17 protein-coding genes are annotated in these 20923 nt (G+C 68.9%); 10 read left to right on the top strand and 7 right to left on the bottom strand.

The features are described 5' to 3' along the window. The first annotated feature begins 414 nt into the window (after positions 1 to 414). The 8 genes from ABT254_RS08655 (at position 415) to ABT254_RS08620 (ending at position 8852) form a co-directional block, all read left to right on the top strand. Positions 415 to 2238 (top strand): glycosyltransferase, encoded by a 1824-nt coding sequence (locus ABT254_RS08655; RefSeq protein WP_351465559.1) that lies wholly within the window; start codon positions 415 to 417, stop codon positions 2236 to 2238. Continuing rightward, positions 2238 to 2714, top strand: coding sequence for a hypothetical protein (locus ABT254_RS08650; protein WP_351465556.1), 477 nt, complete (start codon positions 2238 to 2240; stop codon positions 2712 to 2714). Before ABT254_RS08655 ends, ABT254_RS08650 begins: the two co-directional genes overlap by 1 nt. A 98-nt stretch (positions 2715 to 2812) precedes the next feature. Continuing rightward, positions 2813 to 3532, top strand: coding sequence for a glycoside hydrolase family 16 protein (locus tag ABT254_RS08645; protein WP_351465553.1), 720 nt, complete (start codon positions 2813 to 2815; stop codon positions 3530 to 3532). Positions 3533 to 3637: 105 nt separating this feature from the next. Then, positions 3638 to 4387 (top strand): glycosyltransferase family 2 protein, encoded by a 750-nt coding sequence (locus ABT254_RS08640; protein ID WP_351465551.1) that lies wholly within the window; start codon positions 3638 to 3640, stop codon positions 4385 to 4387. Next, positions 4384 to 5682 carry a glycosyltransferase family 2 protein gene (locus tag ABT254_RS08635; RefSeq protein ID WP_351465549.1) on the top strand — a complete coding sequence of 433 codons (1299 nt, stop codon included), beginning with the start codon at positions 4384 to 4386 and terminating at the stop codon, positions 5680 to 5682. Before ABT254_RS08640 ends, ABT254_RS08635 begins: the two co-directional genes overlap by 4 nt. A gap of 31 nt (positions 5683 to 5713) precedes the next feature. Next, positions 5714 to 7042, top strand: coding sequence for a lipopolysaccharide biosynthesis protein (locus tag ABT254_RS08630; RefSeq protein ID WP_351465547.1), 1329 nt, complete (start codon positions 5714 to 5716; stop codon positions 7040 to 7042). Continuing rightward, the gene (locus tag ABT254_RS08625; protein WP_351465545.1) at positions 7039 to 8043 is read left to right on the top strand and encodes a glycosyltransferase family 2 protein; all 1005 of its coding nucleotides are present in this window, start codon (positions 7039 to 7041) and stop codon (positions 8041 to 8043) included. The genes ABT254_RS08630 and ABT254_RS08625 overlap by 4 nt, the downstream gene beginning before the upstream one ends. Further along, the gene (locus ABT254_RS08620; protein ID WP_351465543.1) at positions 8040 to 8852 is read left to right on the top strand and encodes a polysaccharide deacetylase family protein; all 813 of its coding nucleotides are present in this window, start codon (positions 8040 to 8042) and stop codon (positions 8850 to 8852) included. The genes ABT254_RS08625 and ABT254_RS08620 overlap by 4 nt, the downstream gene beginning before the upstream one ends. 42 nt (positions 8853 to 8894) lie before the next feature. Here the strand turns inward: ABT254_RS08620 and ABT254_RS08615 are convergent, their stop codons facing one another. Both ABT254_RS08615 and ABT254_RS08610 read right to left on the bottom strand, forming a co-directional pair. Further along, entirely contained in the window at positions 8895 to 10103 is a 1209-nt protein-coding gene (locus tag ABT254_RS08615) for an NAD(P)-binding domain-containing protein (protein ID WP_351465541.1), read from the bottom strand. A gap of 154 nt (positions 10104 to 10257) precedes the next feature. Continuing rightward, positions 10258 to 11310, bottom strand: coding sequence for an aminoglycoside phosphotransferase family protein (locus ABT254_RS08610; protein WP_351465539.1), 1053 nt, complete (start codon positions 11308 to 11310; stop codon positions 10258 to 10260). A 127-nt stretch (positions 11311 to 11437) separates the two neighbouring features. Between ABT254_RS08610 and ABT254_RS08605 the strand changes: the two genes are divergently transcribed. After that, a complete protein-coding gene (locus ABT254_RS08605; protein ID WP_351465537.1) occupies positions 11438 to 12658 on the top strand; it encodes a carboxylate--amine ligase in 1221 nt (406 codons plus the stop codon). Positions 12659 to 12700: 42 nt separating this feature from the next. Here ABT254_RS08605 and ABT254_RS08600 read toward each other — a convergent pair whose 3' ends face one another. Then, complete coding sequence (locus ABT254_RS08600; protein WP_351465535.1) at positions 12701 to 13534, bottom strand: class I SAM-dependent methyltransferase; 834 nt, start codon at positions 13532 to 13534, stop codon at positions 12701 to 12703. A gap of 192 nt (positions 13535 to 13726) precedes the next feature. Continuing rightward, positions 13727 to 14980 carry a family 16 glycosylhydrolase gene (locus tag ABT254_RS08595; protein WP_351465532.1) on the bottom strand — a complete coding sequence of 418 codons (1254 nt, stop codon included), beginning with the start codon at positions 14978 to 14980 and terminating at the stop codon, positions 13727 to 13729. Between the two features lie 640 nt (positions 14981 to 15620). On the opposite strand from ABT254_RS08595, the gene ABT254_RS08590 reads away from it, so the two are divergent. Beyond that, a complete protein-coding gene (locus tag ABT254_RS08590; RefSeq protein ID WP_351465529.1) occupies positions 15621 to 17444 on the top strand; it encodes a glycoside hydrolase family 15 protein in 1824 nt (607 codons plus the stop codon). Here ABT254_RS08590 and galE read toward each other — a convergent pair. The 3 genes from galE to ABT254_RS08575 form a co-directional block, all read right to left on the bottom strand. Beyond that, on the bottom strand, positions 17392 to 18492 hold the full coding sequence (gene galE / locus ABT254_RS08585; RefSeq protein WP_351465527.1) for a UDP-glucose 4-epimerase GalE: 1101 nt from the start codon (positions 18490 to 18492) through the stop codon (positions 17392 to 17394). The two genes, ABT254_RS08590 and galE, sit on opposite strands and share 53 nt — an antisense overlap. 95 nt (positions 18493 to 18587) lie before the next feature. Then, entirely contained in the window at positions 18588 to 19370 is a 783-nt protein-coding gene (locus ABT254_RS08580) for a GntR family transcriptional regulator (RefSeq protein ID WP_351465524.1), read from the bottom strand. Positions 19371 to 19402: 32 nt separating this feature from the next. Then, entirely contained in the window at positions 19403 to 20896 is a 1494-nt protein-coding gene (locus ABT254_RS08575) for a CoA-acylating methylmalonate-semialdehyde dehydrogenase (protein WP_351465521.1), read from the bottom strand. Positions 20897 to 20923: the final 27 nt, after the last annotated feature.

The following is a 20923-nucleotide window of genomic DNA, read 5'->3' as shown; positions in this document are numbered from 1 at the left end:
GCGCGCCGGCGAATCACAGCGGGCTGCGGGCAACAGGGCCGCGATCGCGGCTGCAGCCGCGATCGCCGTCTGTCTCGTGCGGCGCCTCCGCCCCAGCCGCGCGCGCCTTGCTCGTGACCTCACTGCTCTCCCTTGCAGAAGCGTTCTGGCTCGCGTGCACGTGTAAAAGATGGCAGTGAGCCGACATATGTGGCAAACAGAAGTAACGTAACATTCAGCATTCATGCCTTGTATCGGCTGAAATGGGGTGCAGGGGTGGTTTGCAGCGGGGAGATCGAACATGAGTCGCTTCCATACCACCGCCGGCCATGACCGTCACCAGTGGTCCGATGCGCTGGGCGTGACGATCGGGGAACCCGCCCTGGGCCGATGCATGCCCGCCCTGGTCGCAGCCGCCGTGCGAGAGGCGATTCCATGGCCAAGCGCGCAGTGCTGATGAGCGGCCGCGCAGCGTCTCTCACCAGTGCCGTGGCCCGGTGGCCGGCCGTGGCCACGGGTGTCCGGCGTGGTCGGCAGCGCCCCACGGCACGCCAGTGGTCGGCGCGGCTGGCACTGCCCACGGCGGTTGTCCTCTGGCTGTTGTCGCTGCGTCATGTGGATCTGCGCGCCATGCACGACTTCGGTCTGCTGCAGGTGCTGCCGGTGCTCTTCTGGGGCGCCCTCGGCCTGCTCGCCCTCGGCTTCTGTCTGTCCATGGCCGACCGACGCACCGGCAGCGGCTGGTTCACCGGCTATGTCCTGGCACTGATCGCGTTCCTCCACGCCACCCCCACGCTGCTCTATCCGACATTGCGCTACGGCTGGGCGTGGAAGCACGTCGCGGTCGTCGACGCGGTGATCCGCAACGGCGGGCACGTTCCGAACGCGGACAAGCTCACCATCTACAACCAATGGCCGGGCTTCTTCGAGCTCAACGCGTTCTTCCTGAAGGCGACGGGCCTTGAGTCCTCACTCGCGTACGCGGCCTGGGCCCCGCCGTTCTTCAACGCGCTGCTGCTCGGTCCCTTGCTGCTGCTGTACAGGTCCGTGACGCGTGATCGTCGGCTGGTGTGGGGAGCCGCGTGGATCTTCTACTCGTGCTCCTGGGTGGGACAGGACTACTTCGCACCCCAGGCGTTTGCGTTTCTGCTGTTCGTCACGTTGATCGCACTGGTCCTGGGACAGCTGCCCTCGGCGCCGCGCCGTTCGGACTCCGCTCCCACGGGTTGGCCCGCCGGCCGCTTGGTGCTGGTGCTGGTGCTTGCAGCGGTCATCGTCACCTCGCACCCGCTGACACCGCTGATGCTGATCAGCGCACTCGTTGCGCTGTCGATTCCGGGCCGCAACCGTCGCGTGGTGCTGCCTGTCCTGGCCGGTGCGGTGCTGTTCACGGCGATCTGGGACGCCACCATTGCGCGGACCTACATCGCAGCCAATCTCAACAGCTTCGTGGCGGCCCTGGTGCAACCCGACGCCAACGTCGTCTCGGGGCTGGCGGCGCTCGGCACCGCCGCCCCGGGACAGGTCCTGGTCTCCTGGGTGGACAGGGCGCTGTCCGCCGCCGTCTTCCTGCTGGCGGCCATCGCATTCGTGCGCCGCCGCTGGGTCCGCCGCACCGGCCTCCCGCTCCTCGTGGTGGCTCCGCTGCCGCTCCTGGCCGCGAATGCCTACGGCGGTGAGATGATCTTCCGCGCCTACCTGTTCGCACTCCCCGCAGCCGCCTTCCTCATCGCCGCCCTGGTCTTCCAGTGGGGCAGGCGGCCGCGCCTTCGCGCCGTCATCTCGTATCCGCTGCTGCTGGCCATGCTCGGCGGACTTGTCTTCGGCTACTACGGCAAGGAAGCGTCGGCGTACTTCACCAAGGACGAGGTCAACGCCGTCCACTTCGTGACGGCCATCGCGCCGCCCGGGTCCCTGATCGTCTCCCTCACCTCGGCGGCGCCCGGTCTGTTCATGCACTACGACGAGCACCCGCGGGTGGAACTGGACCAGCAGGAGCTCAGTGCCCGGAGACAGCTGATCAGGGATCCGATGGCGGGCCTGGAGCCCTTCGTCCAGGGGGCCACCGGACGCAACCCCGCTTACATCATCCTGAACCGGGCGCAGGCTGCCGAGACGTATCTCAACGGGACCCTGCCCGCCGACACCATGCCGCGTCTGCAGGCCGCGATGGCCAGGACGCCGGGCTTCGTGGCGGTCTACCGCAACAGGGACGCGGTGGTCTACGAGTACCAGAACCCGACAAAGCGAGGAGGGTGATGAGTCCGTTGCGCTGGGGACTCGCGCTGTCCGGCTGGGCGGCTGTGGCAACGGTCGCTTTCCTTCCGGAGGCCGCTGTCCTGCGCGTGGTCGTCGTGACAGGGTTCCTGCTGGTCTGCCCGGCGCTGGCGGCCGCGCGGTGGACGCAGCCGACTTCGGGGCGGGCTGCGGAGCCGGCTGCGGTCCTGGAGGTGGCCGCCCTGGCCGTGGTGGTGAGCGCGTCGCTGTCGACCCTCGTGGTGGAGACCTTGTTTCTGAGTCACACGTTCACCGCCACTCGGGCGCTGCTCGTCCTTGCGGCCCTCACGTCCGTCCTGGCACTGCTGCCTCGGCCAGGACGTCCCGGCGAGGGAGGCGGCCGAGCAGCCAAGGACGACGGTGCGGCGACGGCCTCCACCGACCGGTCCCCGCCGTCTGCCCCGGAAGGAACGGTCGGGCGGTTCGCCGTCATGATGCCGGTCTGGAGGCGGTGGTAGCCGTGCCGTGCCGTCGCGTACAGCGGATGCTGGCCGCGGCTGCGCTGGTGCTGGCGGCGGCTTGCGGCGGCGGCGATGGAAGAATGCCAGGTCCGCCGGTGCCGAGACACTGGAGGCTGGTCTTCCATGACGAGTTCCACGGCTCGAAACTGGACACCGGCCGCTGGGCCACCTGCTACGACTGGAACCAGAACGGGTGCACCAACGGGGGCAACAAGGAGCAGGAGTGGTACCTCCCCGGCCAGGCCTCGGTCGGGGCGGGAGCCCTGACCCTGAGCGCCGACCGCCACACCACCCGGGGCAGCGACAACAGGGCCTACCCATGGGTTTCGGGCATGGTCTCCACCGGCCGTGACCACTGGGATGCCCGCCCCCGCCGGACCTTTACGTACGGCTACTTCGAGGCGGCCATCAAAATCCCCCCGCAGGCCGGTATGTTCCCGGCCTTCTGGCTGATGCCCGCGTCCCGGTACACACCCCCCGAGCTGGACATCATGGAGTTCCTCGGGACCACGCGGCGGGTTTCCATGTACACGCACTGGCGGGGGCGCGACGGGGCCCGTCACCACGTGCGCGGAAGCTATGGCCCGGTCGACTTCTCCCGGCGCTACCACGTCTTCGCGCTGCTCTGGAAGGCCGACGAACTCACCTGGTACGTGGACGGTGTACCGCGGTTCCGGGTGACCCAGGCGGGACGTATTCCGCATGTCCCCATGGAGGTCCTGGTCAATCTGGCCGTCGGGATTCCGCTGCCTCCACCCCCCTCCGTGGACTCGGCGCAGATGAAGGTCGATTGGGTGCGGGTCTGGCAACCATGACCACCGCGAAGTAACCCGCTGGTCTCTCTTGACGTCACTCGCAAATCGGACGAAAGTGCACATATACGTCGTAAACATATGCCGTAGGTCCGGAGGCGCGTGATCATGTACAGCGACCCGATCACCAACAGCCGCGGGGACGGCGCGCCGCGCGCCACCGTCAGCCTGGTGGTACCGGCGCGCAACGAGGCGCGGAACATCCCCTGGGTCTTCGAGCAGATCCCGGCCTGCGTGGACGAGGTGATCCTCGTGGACGGAGACTCCATCGACGCTACGGTTCCCATGGCCCAGTACATCCTGCCGAACGTGCGTTTCGTCCGGCAGAACGCTCCTGGCAAGGGAAACGCCCTGCGTACCGGCTTCCTGGCGGCAACCGGCGACTACGTGGTGATGATGGACGCGGACGGCAGCATGTCGCCGTCCGAAATCCCTCACTTCCTGCACTTCCTCGAGAACGGCTACGACTTCGTCAAGGGCTCGAGGTTCGTCGAGGGCGGTGGCTCCCTGGACATCACCCGTATCCGGCGGATGGGCAACCACGCGCTCCTGGCGACCGCCAACCGGCTCTACCGCGCGTCGCTGACCGATCTCTGCTACGGCTTCTGCGCCTTCCGGCGAAGTTTCCTCGACCAGTTGGACCTGCACGCCTCCGGGTTCGAGATCGAGGCCGAGATGATCACACACGCCCTGCGCTCGGGGCTGCGCATCGCCGAAGTCCCCAGCCTTGAACTGCCCCGGCGCAACGGTCGCTCCAACCTGCACGCCATAGCCGACGGGCGTCGGGTGCTGCGCACCCTGTTCTCGGAGCGGCCGGGTACCCGTACCTCCGCCGTGAGCGCGCGGACCGCGTCATGACCTCTGTCGCGGTGCGCCGGATTCCCGTCCATGCCCCGGTCGGAGTGGTCGATGTCGACTTGGCCCGCCCGGGTGAGTTCCGGCTCCCGGCTGGTCCGCCGCTGGATGAACCGCAGGCACGCGTGCGCGCCCTGGTGCGCCTGCACGGTGTGCCGCTGGGGATGGTCAGTGCCGCGGACAACTCGGGTGCCGATGCGCTGTGGCGGGCGGTGGCCCGAGCCGCCCACGCGGAACTGGCGGGTAATGTCGCCCGGCACCTGGACGCCGACCGGGCCGCGGCCGACGCCGGCAACAGCGCAGCATGGCCCTGTCGCACCAGGCTGCGCCGCGCTCGCCGGCAACTGCCCTTCATCAGCGTGATCGTGGCCACCCATGACCGGCCGGAACAGCTGAACCGCTGCCTCCAGTCGCTGCTGCGGCAGGACTATCCCGAATTCGAGATCATCGTGGTCGACAACGCCCCGGCCGACGGTGCGGCCGAGGCGCTGGTTCGCGGGGTTTTCCGAGGACGGGTCCGGTACGTCCGCGAACCCGTCGCCGGCCTGGCCCGCGCCCACAACCGCGGGGTCTCGCGCGCCCGTGGATCCGTCGTCGCCTTCACGGACGACGACACACTCGCCGATCCCGGATGGCTGTCCAACCTGGCCGAAATGTTCGTGCAGGACGCACGGATCGGCTGTGTCACCGGACTGATCGTCCCGGCCGAACTCGAGACTCCGGCGCAGACCGTGCTGGAGCGGCAGGGCGGCTTCGCCAAGGGGTACACGCCCCGCATCTGGGCGCTGTCCGATCCGCCCGCGGACCCGCTGTTCCCCTACACCGCCGGGCACTTCGGCTCCGGCGCCAACATGGCCTTCCGTACCGACGTACTCCAATCCGTGGGTGGTTTCGACCCTGCGACCGGCGCCGGGACTCCGGCCCGCGGGGGTGACGATCTGCTCGCCTTCTTCGAGGTCCTGGCCGCTGGTCACAAGCTCGCCTACCAACCGGGCGCCGTCGTCTGGCACCGGCACCGGCGGGCCCAGGAAGCCGTAGCGGCGCAGGTGTTCGGATACGGGGCCGGGCTCGCCGCCTATCTCACCGGCGCCATCGTGAGAGATCCCCGCAGACTGGTCGCTCTGCTGCGCAGGCTCCCGGGCGGCATGCACTACGTCGTGACGAGAACGCGTGAACGCCGGGCCGATCCCGACACCGGCTGGTCCCGGCGACTCGCCCTCCTGGAAGTGCGCGGGATGGCATACGGACCCTGCGGCTATCTGCGCGGACGTCGTGACGGCGGCCGTACCGTGCTCTGACCGCACTGCGACCTGAGTGTGAGGTGAGGGCGTGGGTACCGCACCGGAAACGACCGACCGTACGTCGCGGCGCTCGGTTCCAACGGTGCTGCACGCCGGCGTTGCCGCGGTACTGCCCGGAGAGTCACTTCTGCGCACGGGCCATCTGCTTGCGGTCAGTTCACTCGTCAATGCCGGCCTGGGCTCGGTCTTCTGGCTCTTTGCCACGCACTGGTACGACGAGGACATCGTGGGCCTGAGCTACTCAGCGCTCTCGGCCTCCTTGCTGCTCACAGGTATCGGACAGCTGAATCTGAACGACTTCCTCGTGCGGTTCGTCCCGTCCGCGGGGCGGCGTACCCGCAAGATGGTGCTCACCTGTTACGCGGTCACCACGTCCTTCAGCGCGGTGGTGGCCGTGGGGTTCCTGGCACTGGTTCCCCTGGTCACGCCCGGGCTCGGCTTCCTGCGAACTCCGCTGGCGGGAGCCGGCTTCGTGGCGGCCACCGCGGGATATGCCGTGTTCGTGCTGCAGGACGGCGCGCTCACCGCGGTCCGCCGCCCCGGCTGGGTCGTGGGCGAGAACCTGATCTTCGCATGCGCGAAGATGCTGCTGCTCGCCCTGGGAGCCGCGCTGGCCCTGACCTCCGGGATCCTGGTCGCGTGGGTGGGAGCTCTCGTGGTGTCGCTGGTGGTGACCAACACCGTCCTGATGGGGCGGGCCATTCCCCAGCACGAACGGAGCGCTCCGACGAAGGCGCCTCCACCCCGTCTGGTCGGGTACGCCGCGGCCGACTGGTGCGGCTCGCTGTTCCGGCTGGCCGCGTACACCCTGGTCCCGCTGGTCGTGCTGGACAACCTGGGCGCGGAAGAGAGTGCCTTCTACTCCCTGGCTTGGAATGTCGCCTACGTGCCGTATCTGATCGCGCGCAACATGGGAACGTCCCTGCTCGTGGAATCGGTGCGGCGGCCGGAGCGGCTCGTCGACGCCGGCCGGCGCGTACTGCGCCACTCGGGTCTGCTGCTGGCCGGTATCACTGCCGTTCTGGTCGCCGCGGCCCCGCAGATCCTGTGTCTCTTCGGTGCCGAGTACTCGTCGCAGGCCACCACACTGCTGCGGCTGCTGGCGCTGTCCGCCCTGCCGAACCTGCTGCTGAGCGTGGCCATCGATGTGGCGCGGGCACGTCGGCGGTTGCGCTGGGCCGTCGCGCTGCAGGTGGCGATGTGCGTGCTGGTTCTCGGCCTGACGCACGTGCTGCTGCCGAGGATGGGCGTCACCGGAGCCGGCGTGGCCTGGCTCGTCACCCAATGCCTGATCGCCGTCCCTCTGCTGTTGTTCCGGCGGCGCTGGCTCGTGCCGGTAACCGCGAGGTCATCATGAACGACGCAATGTCCCCCGCTCACCCCGTCCCCACCCTGTCGGTCGTCATCTGCGCCTACACCCTCGACCGGTGGGACGACCTGCGGGCCGCGATCGCTTCGGTGCTGGCCCAGAAGAGCCCGCCGGACGAGGTGGTGCTGGTCATCGATCACTGCCAGGTTTTGTACGAGCGGGCATCGAAGATGTGGCCGGCGGTCACCGTGGTGCCCAGCCGGGGACCCCGTGGCCTGTCCGCGGCGCGCAACACGGGCGTGTCAGTGTCGCAGGGCGACGTGGTCGCCTTCCTCGACGACGACGCAGCCGCCGAACCGGAATGGACCGCCAGACTGCTGGCGCACTACGCCGACCCCCGGGTGGCGGGCGTCGGCGGCTTGGTCAGACCTCGCTGGTCCACCCGGCGGCCGGTGTGGTTCCCCCCGGAATTCGACTGGGTGGTCGGATGCTCCTACCGGGGACTGCCCGAGCGGACGGCTGCGGTGCGCAACTTCATCGGAGCCAACATGTCCTTCCGCAGAACGGAGTTGCTCGCGGTCGGCGGCTTCCTCGGGACCCTGGGGAGGGTGGGTGACCGGCCGACGGCGGGGTGCGAGGAAACGGAGCTGTGCCTTCGTATCGCCTCCCGGCGTCCGGACGCCATTCTGCTGTACGAGCCGGACGCGGAGGTGCGCCACCGGGTCCCCGAAGCCCGTACAAGCTGGTCCTACTTCCGGTCCCGCTGCTATGGCGAAGGGCTGAGCAAGGCGTTGGTGGCACGGTACGACGGCAGCGGGCCGGCCCTGGCAAGCGAACGCGCCTATCTGAAGTCGACCATTCCGCGGGCACTCGCCCGGAACCTGAGACGGACCGGCCGCCCAGGTGCTTTGCGAACCCTGGGTGCGCTGTCCGCAGGAGTGTGCGTCACCGGCACCGGTTATCTCGCCGGACGGCTCCGGGCTCCGGGGCCGGGGCGTTTCGCCTGGCATCCGCCGGTATCGGTCCAGGCACTGTGGGACGGCCCATGAGCGCCGTACCCGTCTTCCTCTACCACGCCGTGTCCGACGACCCGCCCGCGTGGCTCGCGCCGTTCACGGTGAGTCCGCGCACGTTCGTGGAACACCTGGACATGATCGCCGACAGCGGCCTGCACTTGGTCCCACTGCAGCAGTTGGTCGCGGCGTTGCTCGGCGGCCCTGAAGTGCCGCCCCGGTCCGCCGTGCTGACCTTCGACGACGGCTACGCGGACTTCGCGTCCACGGTGGCTCCCTTGCTCGTCGGGAGGGGACTTCCCGCCACCTTGTATGTCACCACCGGTGCCTTGACGACCCCCCGGACGCCGTCCCCTCGCGGACCCTTCCCCTCCGTCGCGATGCTGAGTTGGGCTCAGGTCGCAGAACTGGACGCGGCCGGCATGGAGATCGGCGGACACAGCAGAACCCATGCGCAACTGGACACCCTGCCGAGCAAGGCGCTGAGGGAAGAAGTCGGCGGATGCAAGCAGGAACTCGAGGATGCTCTCGGCCATCCTGTTGTCTCCTTCGCATATCCGCACGGCTATTCGAGTCGCCGGGTTCGCGCGATGGTGGGGGAGGCCGGCTGGACCTCGGCCGCAGCCGTCCGGGCTTCGGCGTTCAGCTCGTCCCGGGACGACCCGATGCGGTTCGCCCGGCTCATGGTGCGGGCCGACACGGGACGGGAACGCTTCGCGCTGTGGACCGAGGGAGAGGGAGCCCCCGTCGCGCCGTTTGCCGAGGGAGCGCTGACTCGTGGCTGGCGGGCGTACCGCAGGGCGAGGGCAATGGCCGGACGACCGTACCGGGCCCTTCCTGTTTGACGGGATGCCGAGCCGCGGGGGCCTGGCCTCACCCGAACGCCGTTACCGCCGGTGCCGGGTCCCGGTCACGACGGCGTGGGTGAGTCTGCGTGCGGCGAATCCGGTGCCGGCGACGAACCGCAGAACGGGGCCGAAGGCCGGAGCAGCGGCCAGACCCGTGAAGTACAGGCCGGGGACGGACGACTCGAATCCGGCCGAGAGGCGCGGGGCCCCGCCGAACGTGTGCACTGCGCTGCGCAGTTCGGGCGACAGCAGCTCCAGTCGGCCGATGCTCACCCGGTAACCCGTGGCAAGCAGCAGGTGGTCGGCTTGCAGCGTCTCCGTCCGGCCGGAGGTGTCCACCACATCGAGGAGCACCGTCGCGTCCTCGGCCCGCGCAGAGTGCACCGTACTGCCGCACAGGACCGGGAACCGACCCTCCACCCGCTCCCGCAGCCACCAAGCGCCGGACGGCCCGAGTACGGTGTGGAGCAGGCGGGTCCGGACTCGCGGCGGCAGATGCCGGTAGGCCGCACCGCCGTAGCTGCAAGCAAAAAGGGACCATCCGGGACCCAGTGGCGAGCCCGGCTTGACCATCCGTAGGGACCGGGCCCGGTCGGCCGGCCGGTCGGTGCTCGGGGGTTCACCGAACGCGATGGACGCCGTGCGAGCGATGACGGTGGGGAAGGCGCCCGCCTCGGACAGCAGGGCGGCGCTTTCCAGCGCCGACTGCCCGGCACCGACCACGGCGACCCGCTGTCCCGAGAACCGGGCCAGATCTCGGTGCCGACTGGTGTGGGACACCAGGTGGGGCGGAACGAGGCCGCGCAGCTCGGGCGGTTCGTGAGCGAAGGCAACCTGCCCGGTGGCCATCACCACGGCTTCGGCGAGGAATTCCTCTCCGGAGTCCAGAGTGAGACCGAACAGGCCGTCCACAGCCTGGACGCTGCGCACCATCTGCCGCTCCAGCTGGGGCACGCGACGTTCGTGGAACCACCGCCCGTACGCGATGAATTCCTCGACGGGGATCGGATAGAAGTCGCCGACGGGCGGGAGTCCCTGGGCGGCGCGGAAGTCCTCGAGCCGGTATCCGGCCTCCGGAGCGGAGATGGAGGTGGCTGCGGGTACCGACTTCAGATACATGCCCTGGGGCATGTTGGTGTGCCAGCTCTGCAGGGGGTCACCGAAGAAGCGCCGTGGCACTCCCGCTGTGCTGAGCCAAGCTGCTGTCGCGAGTCCGTAGGGGCCCGCACCGATGACGACGACAGGCATGCGTCGCCGCGAGCCACTGGTCGCCTTGTCTCGGGCCGCTCTGTGTCGTGCGGCAAATCCGGAGTTCGCGGGCATGCTCACTCCCTCCCGAGGCGGGCCCGAAGTGCTCCTTCCAGGGTGCATCCCCTGGAGACACTCAGCCACGCGACAGGCCTCACCACGGGGTACCGGCCCATCGGCAGCTCTCCTTAAGGACTGGCACCACGGCGTGTGTGACCCACCAGTGATTGCGCCCGAACCGCGGCGACTTGCGGAGGTTGCCCGCCACATGCCACAGCCAGGTCAGCAGGACGAGGGCCGGCGGGTCGCCGATGTCCCGGTCGGGATCCACTCCGGCGAGGGCGAGAAGAGCGGCATCGGCATCGGGCAGACGGCCGGCGCGCAACGTGTCGGCGACCAGGTCACCGTGCGAGCGGTTGGTGAGCATGCTGCGCAGGGCCAGGACGAAGGTGCAGGCGTCGACCTCACACGGGCCGTCGATCCGGGCGTTGCCCCAGTCGAAGACACCGGTGACCCGAAGAGGTTCGCCGTCAAGCAGCACATTGCCCGGGTGATAGTCGCCGTGTGTCCAGCCCTCGGTCAGTACGGCGTCGGCCAGTGCCGCGTGCAGGCGGTCACGCACTGCCTCGAGCGCCGCCGCTCCCCGGCCGGTACCGCAACGGGGGATCCCCGCACGGAGGGTCGCCAGCTGTGAATCGCACCAGGGGACGGCATGTTCGGTTGCGGGACGGCGCCTGCCGACCGCACCCCGCAGCTCCGCCAGCAGGCGCAGCGCGGGCGCGGCGGCACGGTCCGCGTGGTGCGGGTCGTTCCGGATCAGACGCTCCGCCGGCAGACCTGGCAGCCTGCTCTGAACAAGCGTTCCCGTGGGTCCCGAGCCGACTGCCCGGGGCAGCACGGAGCGCCAGGGCTCGAGCCGGACGTCCGCGCCGAGCTGCTGCAGGGCTTCTCGCTCCTGGGCGACGGCGGTCGCCCCCCAACCGGTTCTCGGATGCTTGACGACGACGTTCCACGAGTCCTGCCGCAGCTCGAACACCAGGAGATTCGCCTGGAGCCGGGAAGGGCGCCGGATCACAGAGATGTCGCAGCGACCGATCCCGCGCACCAGCCGATGAGCCCTGAGCCGGTCGTCCAGGCCGCCCAACGCCCGGGGAAAGTACAGGGGCAGCAAACCGAAGAGCTGGGTCACCCTGGCGGGAGGCTTCATGGCACACCTCTTCGCGTATCCGCAGGCGGGATCCGCGCCCCTGGGGATAATGGTGGATATACATTGATATGTCGTGCCTCCATGCTAGGGCCTCACCCTCAAGGGCTCCTTCCCAAGAGAGGGGTGGGTGGTCGCCTTGCTCGACGACCAGGTGCCCGTGCTCCTCGCCCGAATCGGTCACTATCCGCAGCATCACGGCAGCCTGGGCGTGGTACGCACGGTCGGCCGGCTCGGCGTGCCGGTCCACGCGATCGTCGAGGACCGCTTCACCCCGGTCGCACTGTCCCGCCATGTGACACGGAGATTCGTCTGGCCCACGACCGGGCGGGAGGACCCTGATCTACTCGTTGACGGGCTGCTTTCGATCGGCCGGGCGATCGGCAGGCGGTGCGTCCCGGTACCGACCGATGACGAAGCGGCGGTCCTGCTGGCCGAGCACGCCGACAAGTTGAAGGAGTGGTTCCTGCTTCCGCCGGTACCCGCGGGCCTGCCGCGGCTTCTCGCGGGCAAGGCGAGCATGCACCGCATCTGTGCGGAGGTCGGTGTGCCCTCGCCGCGGTCGAGAGCACCGGCGGATCGTGATGAGCTGGTCGACGCGGGGCGCGAACTCGGCTATCCCTTGGTGCTCAAGAACCTGGAGCCGTTCAGCCGTCTGCGCACACCCGCGGTCTGCAGCACCACGACGGTGCGCGACGAACGGGAGCTGCTTGGCCGCTTCCCGGGGTGCCCGCCGCCCGTCCTCATGCAGGAGTACATCCCGAGGCAGCAGGCGGAGGACTGGATCACCCACCTGTACTGCGGTCCGGGCGGTGTGCCACGGGTCCTGTTCACCGGCCTGAAGCTGCGTTCCTGGCCACCGTACGCAGGAGTGACGACCCGGGCCCTGGCCCTGTCCAATCCGGAGCTGGCCGAGCTGGCGGACCAGCTGTGCCGCAGGATCGGCTACAGCGGAGTGGCGGACCTGGACTGGCGATACGACCGCCGGGACGGCCGCTACAAATTGGTGGACTTCAATCCGCGTACGGGCGCTCAGTTCCGCCTGTTCGAGAACGTCCACGGAGTGGACGTGGTGCGTGCGATGTACCTGGATCTGACCGGCCGGGAGGTGCCCGAGGGCCGTCAGTCCGAGGGGAGGGCCTTCGTCGCCGGTCAACTGGATCTTGCGTCCGTGGCGGTCTGGCTGCGCACGGAACACCGGCTGCCACCCGATCTCCTGAACCGCGTGGCCATGGAGCGGGCCTGGCTCTGCCGGGATGATCCTCTGCCCGCGGTGATCGAGGCAATCCGTTTCACCGGGCTGGTGACACGCCGGCTGGCGAGGATGGCGCGCGCCCGGACCGGCCTGTGACGATGCCGGCCTCCGGGTCTCGCATTGCGCCCGTCCACCGGGTCATGGTGGCGGGCCCGAAGCCGCGGTGTGCCGCGCGCTCACGATGCCGAACAGACCTTCTCCGTCGGCCGAAGGGCAGATCAATGTGCGGGCCTCCGGAGACTTGCGCGCCCAGTTTGCGAAGCCCTGGTGGGTGCTGATGTCGTCGATGAGCATCACGCCGCCTGGGGTCAGTACACGTCCGACTCGCTCCATTTCGAACCGCGTGTTCCTTGCGGTGTGCAGGCTGTCGTGTACGAAGACGTCCACCCGGCCCAGAGTGCGCAGCAATCGCGGCAGTCTGCGTCTGCTGGACCCCTCGACGTAGGACCATCTGGACCGGCAGCGGTCGGGCACGGCGATTCCTGTCTGAGCCCTGAGCTCACGCTCGAACGGATGCGGAAGGTCCACGCTCCACAGGTGCCCTCGCCCGTTGCGTTCCAGAGCCTCCAACACGATCCGGCTGCTGATTCCCCGAGCGACACCCGTCTCGAGCACCACGGACGGGCGCAGATGGATCACCGTGCACCACAAGGCCAAGCCGAGGGCGGCGTCGGCGTCGCTGTACTGGCCATAGGTGTGCCGCCCGAACGCGAGCCCGCGCTCGCGCAGTTCTTCGGCGATCGTCTCCCACAGCTCCTGGCCGGGACGCCGGTCGGAACACGGCCACGGAGCGCCGAGCCAGTGGTGGAGCGCGGGTTCCCAACCGCTGTCGACGTGGTATCCGACGGGATGCTCGAAGTAGCTGGCAATTCCTTCCGGCACGAGACGAACCGCCTCCAGCGGGTCATTGACAAATGAACCGGCCAGGCGACGAAGGCGGACGACTGATTCGTGTCCGGAGATATTTCTCATGGTGTCTGCTCCCGTTCCGGACCGACGCGTCCCGAGAAGCAGGAGTCCGGAACGACGTCCCCCATGAGGTGCAGTCTTCCTCTGGTGCGGAAGCGTCCTGTGTGCTCAGTATCCGTGCTTCGCCGGGCGGTGGCATCCGACGAGGCGCCGGCCGGGGAGCGGCGGCCGGCGCCCGGGAGTGCAGCAGTCGGGTCAGTGCTGCCAGACCCTCACGTAGTCGACCATCATGTCGGCCGGGACCTGGGTGGGCCCGCCATGGACGGAGCTGACGGCGTTGTTGAGGATCAGATACATCGGGGCCGAGGTGATCCCGGACGTGATCTGGCCGACCTGCTTGCCGTCGTAGTAGTACGTGACGGCGCCCTGCTTCCATTCGGCGCCATACGTGTGCCATCCGGTGTAACTGCCAGTGGCGCAGCCGCCGGGGCCGCCGGCTGGGGAATGGAAGTGGTAACAGGCAGATCCACTCAGACCTTCCATGACATCCATCTCGCCGTCGGTCGGCCAATTCTGCCCATCGGTCCAGAAGGCGGGCCAGTTGGCGATCTGGGTGCCGGAGGCAGGCGTGTAGATGCGGGCTTCGAAGGCGCCGTAGGTGAACTGCGCCTTGCCGTTGCTCTCCACAAGACCGGAAACATACGGGTACGTCTTACCGTTCACGGTCGTCGACTGCTGAATGGCCTTGAGGTGCAGATTTCCTCCGCTGACGCTGACCTGTGACGGGGAGTAGGCGGACTCTTCGGCGGAGTTCACGGGCGGCGTGACGCACCCGGAGCACCCGAGCCAGTTCGGATTCCACTTGGAGCCGTCAAGGCTCGTACCGCTGAATTCGTCGCTGAACACATTCCGCCATGTTCCGGGGATGCCGAGCGGTGCGCCGACGGCCGTCGAAGGCGCCGAGGACGATTGACTTGCCGTCGGCGCGGACGTGGCGGTGGGCGTCGGCGCGGACGTGGCGGTGGGCGTCGGTGCGGACGTGGCGGTGGGCGACGGCGCGGACGTGATGGTGGGCGTCGACGTGGCTGCGGGAGTTGGTGTCGTTGCTGTCGGCGTCGGCGTGGCGCCGCTGCCGGAGGTAAAGGAATTCGCGGGCGAAAGGTTGTGCCAGCTGTTGTGCAGCTTGTACGTGACGAAATAGGTGTAGCTGCCCGCGGGGAATGTGCGACCGCCCGACGTATAGCTGGTGGACGAAGTACTCAGCGTGGTCGCCGCGGCTCCGGGAAAGTCAAGGACGCCGCCGTCCGTGGATCGCGCGGTGACCGCCAGCGCCTGCACCTTGATCGTTTTAGTGGCGTGAACCTTCGCGGTGGCCTTGAACTGACCGTTCGGTGTCGGTGACACGGACAGCGAATCGACAACGATCTCTGGCGTCGAGGCATTGGCCTGGCCGGCTTGGGTAAGAGCACCCCCAGCGAGCGCGAGACCGGCGAGCGCTGCGACGCCCACCTTCGTCCGCCCGGCGAAGCGGCGACGACGTCGCGGAATTCCAGCCCTGTGTTTTGTTGGCATGTACGGCGTGACCTTTCACCCCCCAATCTCGACAGCAGAGCCCGCTTATGCGTGAAGCGCATGGCGAGCTGAATGGTCATGGACTCTGCGCGAGGTGAATTCGATCCGCAAGGGCCTGTTGCGGGTCGAAGTACCGGCCGGCTCTCCGAATTTCCTGCTCCGTAGACGAGTTGACCGCGCCGAGCCACCTTCAGTGATGTCCGACACATGAGGGAATAATTCGGGCATATACGCCTAATGGGTGTGCTGTGCATCCGAATGGATTAATTGCCCCAATTGCGCCCGAGTTACGGCTGTCTGTCATTCATGTACGACAAAACCGCGGTTTCTGTCGGTGGCGGGGTCGGCGGACCGGGGGTCGGGTTCGGTGCCGGTCCGTGACGCCGGCGCAGAGCCCCTCGGGGGGAGGTCTGCGATACCGGGAGGCGGGTCGCCGTCTCGGTGTGCGCCCTGACGGGTTGACCCGGAAGGTTCAGAAGGTGATGATGTACGTATACGACGTAAATATACGCATCTGAACATCCGTTCCTCGGTGGTGATCAGTGATGGGGAGCACGCACAACGGGTGGCTCCGGTGATGAGTACGCCCATCGAGGACTACGCCCTCCTCAGCGACCTCGAGACCGCCGCCGTCGTCGGCCGGAACGGATCGATCGACTGGCTCTGTCTGCCCCGCTTCGACTCGCCCGCCTGTCTGGCCGCGCTGGTGGGGACGCCGGACAACGGGTTCTGGCGGGTCGCACCTGTTGGCGGCGGAGTCTGTGCATGCCGGTCGTACCGGCGCGACACGCTCGTCCTGGACTCGCGGTGGGAGACCCCGGAGGGGGCCGTGCGGGTCACGGACTTCATGCCGCCGCGAGCGGGGGTGCCTTGTCTGGTCCGGGTGGTGGAGGGACTCTCGGGCTCCGTGTCCATGCGCAGCGAGCTGCGGCTGCGCTTCCACCAGGGTCGGGTCGTGCCCTGGGTCCGGGCCGTCGACCAGTGCGCGGTGGCGGTCGCCGGCCCGGACGCCGTATGGCTGGGCGCCGACGGGGCCGTACGGGAACCGGGCGGTGTGGACGCCACGGTCCACGAATTCACCGTCCCGGCCGGACGGCGACTCGCGCTGACGCTGGCGTGGTCGCCCTCGCACCTGCCCGAACCGCCCACACCGCTGAGCGTCCCGGCCGACACCCTGCTCAAGGAGACGACCGACTACTGGCGGACCTGGACCGCCCAGTGCTGCTACGAAGGGCCCTGGCGGGACGCCGTGGTGCGGTCACTCATCACGTTGAAGGCGCTCATCTACGCCCCCACGGGCGGCATCGTGGCAGCCCCCACCACCTCCCTGCCCGGCTGCATCGGCGGCGAGCGCAACTGGGACTACCGGTACTGCTGGCTGCGCGACTCCACGTTCGCCCAGTCCTGCCTCCTGCACAGCGGCTACCGGGAGGAGGCGACGGCCTGGCTGGACTGGCTGGTGCGGGCCATCGCCGGCAACGCGTGCGATCTGCAGACCGTGTACGGCGTCGGCGGGCAGCGCCTGCTGCCCGAGACCGAGGCGCCGTGGCTGGCCGGTTATGAGGGCTCGCGGCCCGTCCGGTTCGGCAACTCCGCTGCGAACCAGTTCCAGTTGGACGTGTACGGCGAGGTCCTCGACACCTTCTGCCTGTCGCTGCGAGCCGGCATCGCGATGCCGGCCCATGTGTGGCATCTGGTGGAGGCGATGATGGGCTATCTGCAGCGGCACTGGCGCGAACCGGATCAGGGTCTGTGGCAAATGCGGGGCCCCCGGCGGCAGTTCGTGCACTCCAAGGTCATGGCCTGGGTCGCTGCCGACCGCGCCCTGCGGATGGGGGAGCTGCTCGGCCGCAACGGCTCCTCCGGCGAATGGCGCGCCATGCGGGACGAGGTGCACCGCCAGGTCTGCCAGGAAGGCTGGGACCCTGGACAGGGCAGCTTTGTGCAGTCCTACGGCTCGCCGGCGCTGGACGCCTCGGTCCTGCTGATGCCACGGTTCGGTTTCCTGCCCGCCCGCGACCGGCGGATGCGGGGCACCGTCCGCGCGATGCGGCGGCTCGATCTCGGGGGCTTCGTGCGGCGCTACGCGTCGGACGGCGACGGTGTCCATGAAGTGGACGGTGTGCACGGCTCGGAAGGCGCCTTCGTGTCCTGCTCCCTCTGGTACGCGGACGCGCTTGCCGCGACCGGCCACGTCGAACAGGCCCGGGACCTCTTCGAGCGCGTGCTCGCCGTGCGCAATGACGTCGGCCTGCTCTCGGAGCAGTGGGATCCCGGCGCGGGCCGTCAGCTGGGCAACGCGCCCAAAGCGTTCAGCCACATCGCCCTGGTGGAGACGGCGTTCGCGCTCAGGGCTTCGAGTTCGGGCGCCGTTCGGCACCGGCGTACCCGTTCGGGTTGAGCCGCTGGAAGTGCCACGCGTCCCGGCACATGTCCGCAAGAGTGCGGGTGGGCCGCCAGCCCCAGGCGCGGCTGACGGCGCTTGCGTCGGCAATGAGTGTGGGGACGTCTCCGGGACGGCGGGGCCCGACTTCGTAGGGAATGGGCTTGGCGCTGGCCTCGGAGAAGGCGTTGACGACGTCCAGGACCGAAATGCCTTGCCCCAGACCGAGGTTGAACACCCGCATGCCAGGGGCGTCGGCGAGGTGGTCGAGTGCTGTGCGGTGCGCCTCGACGGTGTCCATGACGTGGATGTAGTCGCGGACCGCGGTGCCGTCCGGGGTGGGGTAGTCACCGCCGAACACCTGCAGCCGCTTCCAGTGCCCGAGGGCGACCTGCGCCACGTGCGGCATGAGGTTGTCGGGGGCGCCCTGCGGGTCCTCGCCGAGCAGTCCGCTGGGATGGGCGCCGGCCGGGTTGAAGTAGCGCAGGCACAGCACCGTGTACTCGGGGCGGCGACGGCAGACATCGTCGAGGATCTGCTCGCAGGTCCACTTCGAAGCCGCGTAGGGGTTGGTCGGCCTGGCCGGGGTCGATTCGTCGAGGGGGCCCGCGCCCGCGTCGCCGTAGACCGAGCACGAGGAGGAGAACACGAGCCGGTGGACTCCGTGCTCGTGCATGGTGCGCAGCAGTGCGGTGGTGCCGCCCACGTTGGTGTCGTAGTACTCGACCGGCGACTCGATCGATCCGCTCACGGACTTGAGCGCGGCGAAGTGCATGACGGCGTCCACGGGGTGCCGGTCGAAGACGGCGGACAGGGCGCGCCGGTCCCGTATGTCCAGTTCGTAGACGGCCCCGACGAACCGGCCCGCGATCCGCTCCACCCGGGCGAAGACGTGGGGCGTGCTGTTGGCGTAGTCGTCGACCACGATCACCTCGTAACCGTGGTCGAGGAGCTCGACGCAGGCGTGGCTGCCGAGGAACCCGGCGCCGCCGGTGACGAGAACGGTGGAGGGAGCCCAGGAGGGTGCGGCCCCCGGGCGTGCACGCGCTCGCCGATACTTGTCCACGGTTCCTCGTCGGGCGGGAGGAGAGTGACGTCGTATGTTTACGGCGTATATCTAGACAGTGCACTCTTCGGCCCCCGGCAGTCAAGGGGACCGGGTCACGGCCTGACCAGCAGCTGGAAGTCGAACGCATACCGGGATGCCCGGTAGATGTGCGTCCCGTACTCCACCGGTCGCCCGGTGTCGTCGTACGCCGTGCGCTGCATGGTCAGCAGGGCCGCGCCCTCCTCCTCGTCGAGGCGGGTGGCCTCCTCGGCGGTGGCGGAGCGGGCGCCGATGGTCTGGTGGGCGCTGTGCAGGGTGATGCCGGTGGTGCGCATCATCCGGTACAGGCCGGTCGACTCCAGGCGGGTGGAGTCGAGCTCCAGCAGGGTCGCGGGGAGGTGGTTGCACAGCAGGGCGACCGGCTGGCCGTGGGTGAGGCGCAGCCGCTCCAGGACGATCACCTCGCTGCCCTCCGCGATGCCGAGCGCGGCGGCGACGTCCGGGGACGCCGGCTCGCGCTCGTTGCGCACCACCTGCGTGCTGGGGCCCTGTCCGGCCGACTCCAGGTCGTCGTAGAGGCTGGAGAGTTCCAGGGGGCGTTTGACCTGGCTGTGGACGACTTGGGTGCCGACCCCTCTACGGCGTACCAGCAGCCCCTTGTCGACCAGGGACTGGATGGCCTGGCGGACGGTGGGTCTGGACAGGCCCAGGCGCGTCGAGAGGTCGATCTCGTTGCCCAGGAGGTTGCCCGGGGCGAGAGCTCCGTGCTCGATCGCCGCCTCCAGCTGCTGGGCAAGCTGGTAGTACAGCGGCACCGGACTGCCCCGGTCCAGGGCGAAGTCCAGCGAGTCGACAGCGGCCGACGCGGCACGTGTGGTGCCGCCGGTCTTCGCCATGGGCGTACCTCCCTCTGAGTGCTGACGAAACGTCAGGAGTGGCTGGGGAAACCGAGGTTGATGCCCGCGTCGGCCGGGTCCGGCCAGCGCGTGGTGATCACCTTCCCCTGCGTGTAGAAGGCGATGCCGTCGCCTCCGTAGATGTGCAGATCACCGAAGAGGGAGTCCTTCCAGCCGCCGAAGGAGTGGTAGCCGACGGGCACCGGGATCGGCACGTTCACGCCGACCATGCCCGCCTTGACCTCCAGCTGGAAGCGGCGGGCGGCGCCGCCGTCCCGGGTGAAGACCGCGGTGCCGTTGCCCCAGCGGGAGTCGTTGATCAGCTTGATGGCCTCGTCGTACGACTCCGCACGGACCACGGCGAGCACCGGGCCGAAGATCTCGTCCCGGTACGCGTCCGCCGTCAGCGGCACCTTGTCCAGCAGCGATACGCCGAGGAAGAAGCCGTTCTCGTGGCCGTCCACGGTGTAGCCGGTGCCGTCCACCACCACCTCCGCGCCCTGCTCGGCGGCCGACATCACGTACGACGCCACCTTGTCGCGGTGCTCGCGGGTGATCAGCGGGCCCATCTCGGAGGACGGGTCGTTGCCGGGACCGATCTTCAGGTCCTTCGCCCGCTCGGCGATCTTCGCGACCAGCTCGTCGCCCGTGTCGCCGACCGCGACCACGACCGACACGGCCATGCAGCGCTCGCCCGCCGAGCCGTACGCCGCGTTGATCGCCTGGTCGGCCGCGAAGTCCAGGTCGGCGTCCGGCAGCACCAGCATGTGGTTCTTCGCGCCGCCCAGGGCCTGGACGCGCTTGCCGTGCTCGACCGCCTTGAGCTGGATGTACTTGGCGATCGGCGTCGAGCCGACGAAGGAGACCGCCTCGACGTCCGGGTGCTCCAGCAGGCGGTCCACGGCCACCTTGTCGCCCTGGACGATGTTCAGGACGCCGTCCGGCAGCCCGGCCTCGGCAGCCAGTTCCGCGAGCCGGTACGAGGCCGAGGGGTCCTTCTCGCTGGGCTTGAGCACGAAGGTGTTGCCGCACGCGATGGCCAGCGGGAACATCCACATCGGCACCATGGCCGGGAAGTTGAACGGCGTGATGCCCGCGACCACGCCCAGCGGCTGCCGGATCGAGGCGACGTCCACGCGGGTGGAGACCTGGGTGGACAGCTCGCCCTTCAGCTGCACGCTGATCCCGCAGGCCAGCTCGACGATCTCCATGCCGCGCGCGACCTCGCCGAGCGCGTCGGAGTGCACCTTGCCGTGCTCGGCGGTGATCAGCTCGGCGATCTCGTCGCGGTGGGCGTCGAGGAGCTCGCGGTACTTGAACAGGATCGCGGTGCGCTTGGCCAGCGAGGAGGTACCCCAGGTCTCGAAGGCGGCCTTCGCGGAGGCGACGGCGGCGTCCACCTCGTCGACGCTCGCGAATCCGACCTGCTTCTCCTGCGCGCCGGTCGCCGGGTTGTATACGGCGCCGTGGCGGCCGGAGGCGGACTCGACGGGCTTGCCGTCGATCCAGTGGGTGATGGTCTTCATGGTGCGGGGGCCTTTCACAAAGGGTCG

This window comes from Streptomyces sp. NPDC001137, from assembly GCF_040298885.1.
GTDB lineage: Bacteria > Actinomycetota > Actinomycetes > Streptomycetales > Streptomycetaceae > Streptomyces.
This window is presented reverse-complemented; position numbering and strand designations above follow the sequence as displayed.

What these genes read in the sequence shown, in the direction of transcription:
- ABT254_RS08635 (WP_351465549.1), top strand. Translation starts at nt 4,384, where the DNA reads ATGACCTCTGTCGCGGTGCGCCGGATTCCCGTCCATGCCCCGGTCGGA.
- ABT254_RS08620 (WP_351465543.1), top strand. Translation starts at nt 8,040, where the DNA reads ATGAGCGCCGTACCCGTCTTCCTCTACCACGCCGTGTCCGACGACCCG.
- ABT254_RS08590 (WP_351465529.1), top strand. Translation starts at nt 15,621, where the DNA reads ATGAGTACGCCCATCGAGGACTACGCCCTCCTCAGCGACCTCGAGACC.
- ABT254_RS08615 (WP_351465541.1), bottom strand. Translation starts at nt 10,103, where the DNA reads ATGCCTGTCGTCGTCATCGGTGCGGGCCCCTACGGACTCGCGACAGCA.
- ABT254_RS08575 (WP_351465521.1), bottom strand. Translation starts at nt 20,896, where the DNA reads ATGAAGACCATCACCCACTGGATCGACGGCAAGCCCGTCGAGTCCGCC.
- ABT254_RS08650 (WP_351465556.1), top strand. Translation starts at nt 2,238, where the DNA reads ATGAGTCCGTTGCGCTGGGGACTCGCGCTGTCCGGCTGGGCGGCTGTG.
- ABT254_RS08640 (WP_351465551.1), top strand. Translation starts at nt 3,638, where the DNA reads ATGTACAGCGACCCGATCACCAACAGCCGCGGGGACGGCGCGCCGCGC.
- ABT254_RS08655 (WP_351465559.1), top strand. Translation starts at nt 415, where the DNA reads ATGGCCAAGCGCGCAGTGCTGATGAGCGGCCGCGCAGCGTCTCTCACC.
- ABT254_RS08600 (WP_351465535.1), bottom strand. Translation starts at nt 13,534, where the DNA reads ATGAGAAATATCTCCGGACACGAATCAGTCGTCCGCCTTCGTCGCCTG.
- ABT254_RS08580 (WP_351465524.1), bottom strand. Translation starts at nt 19,370, where the DNA reads ATGGCGAAGACCGGCGGCACCACACGTGCCGCGTCGGCCGCTGTCGAC.
- ABT254_RS08625 (WP_351465545.1), top strand. Translation starts at nt 7,039, where the DNA reads ATGAACGACGCAATGTCCCCCGCTCACCCCGTCCCCACCCTGTCGGTC.
- ABT254_RS08610 (WP_351465539.1), bottom strand. Translation starts at nt 11,310, where the DNA reads ATGAAGCCTCCCGCCAGGGTGACCCAGCTCTTCGGTTTGCTGCCCCTG.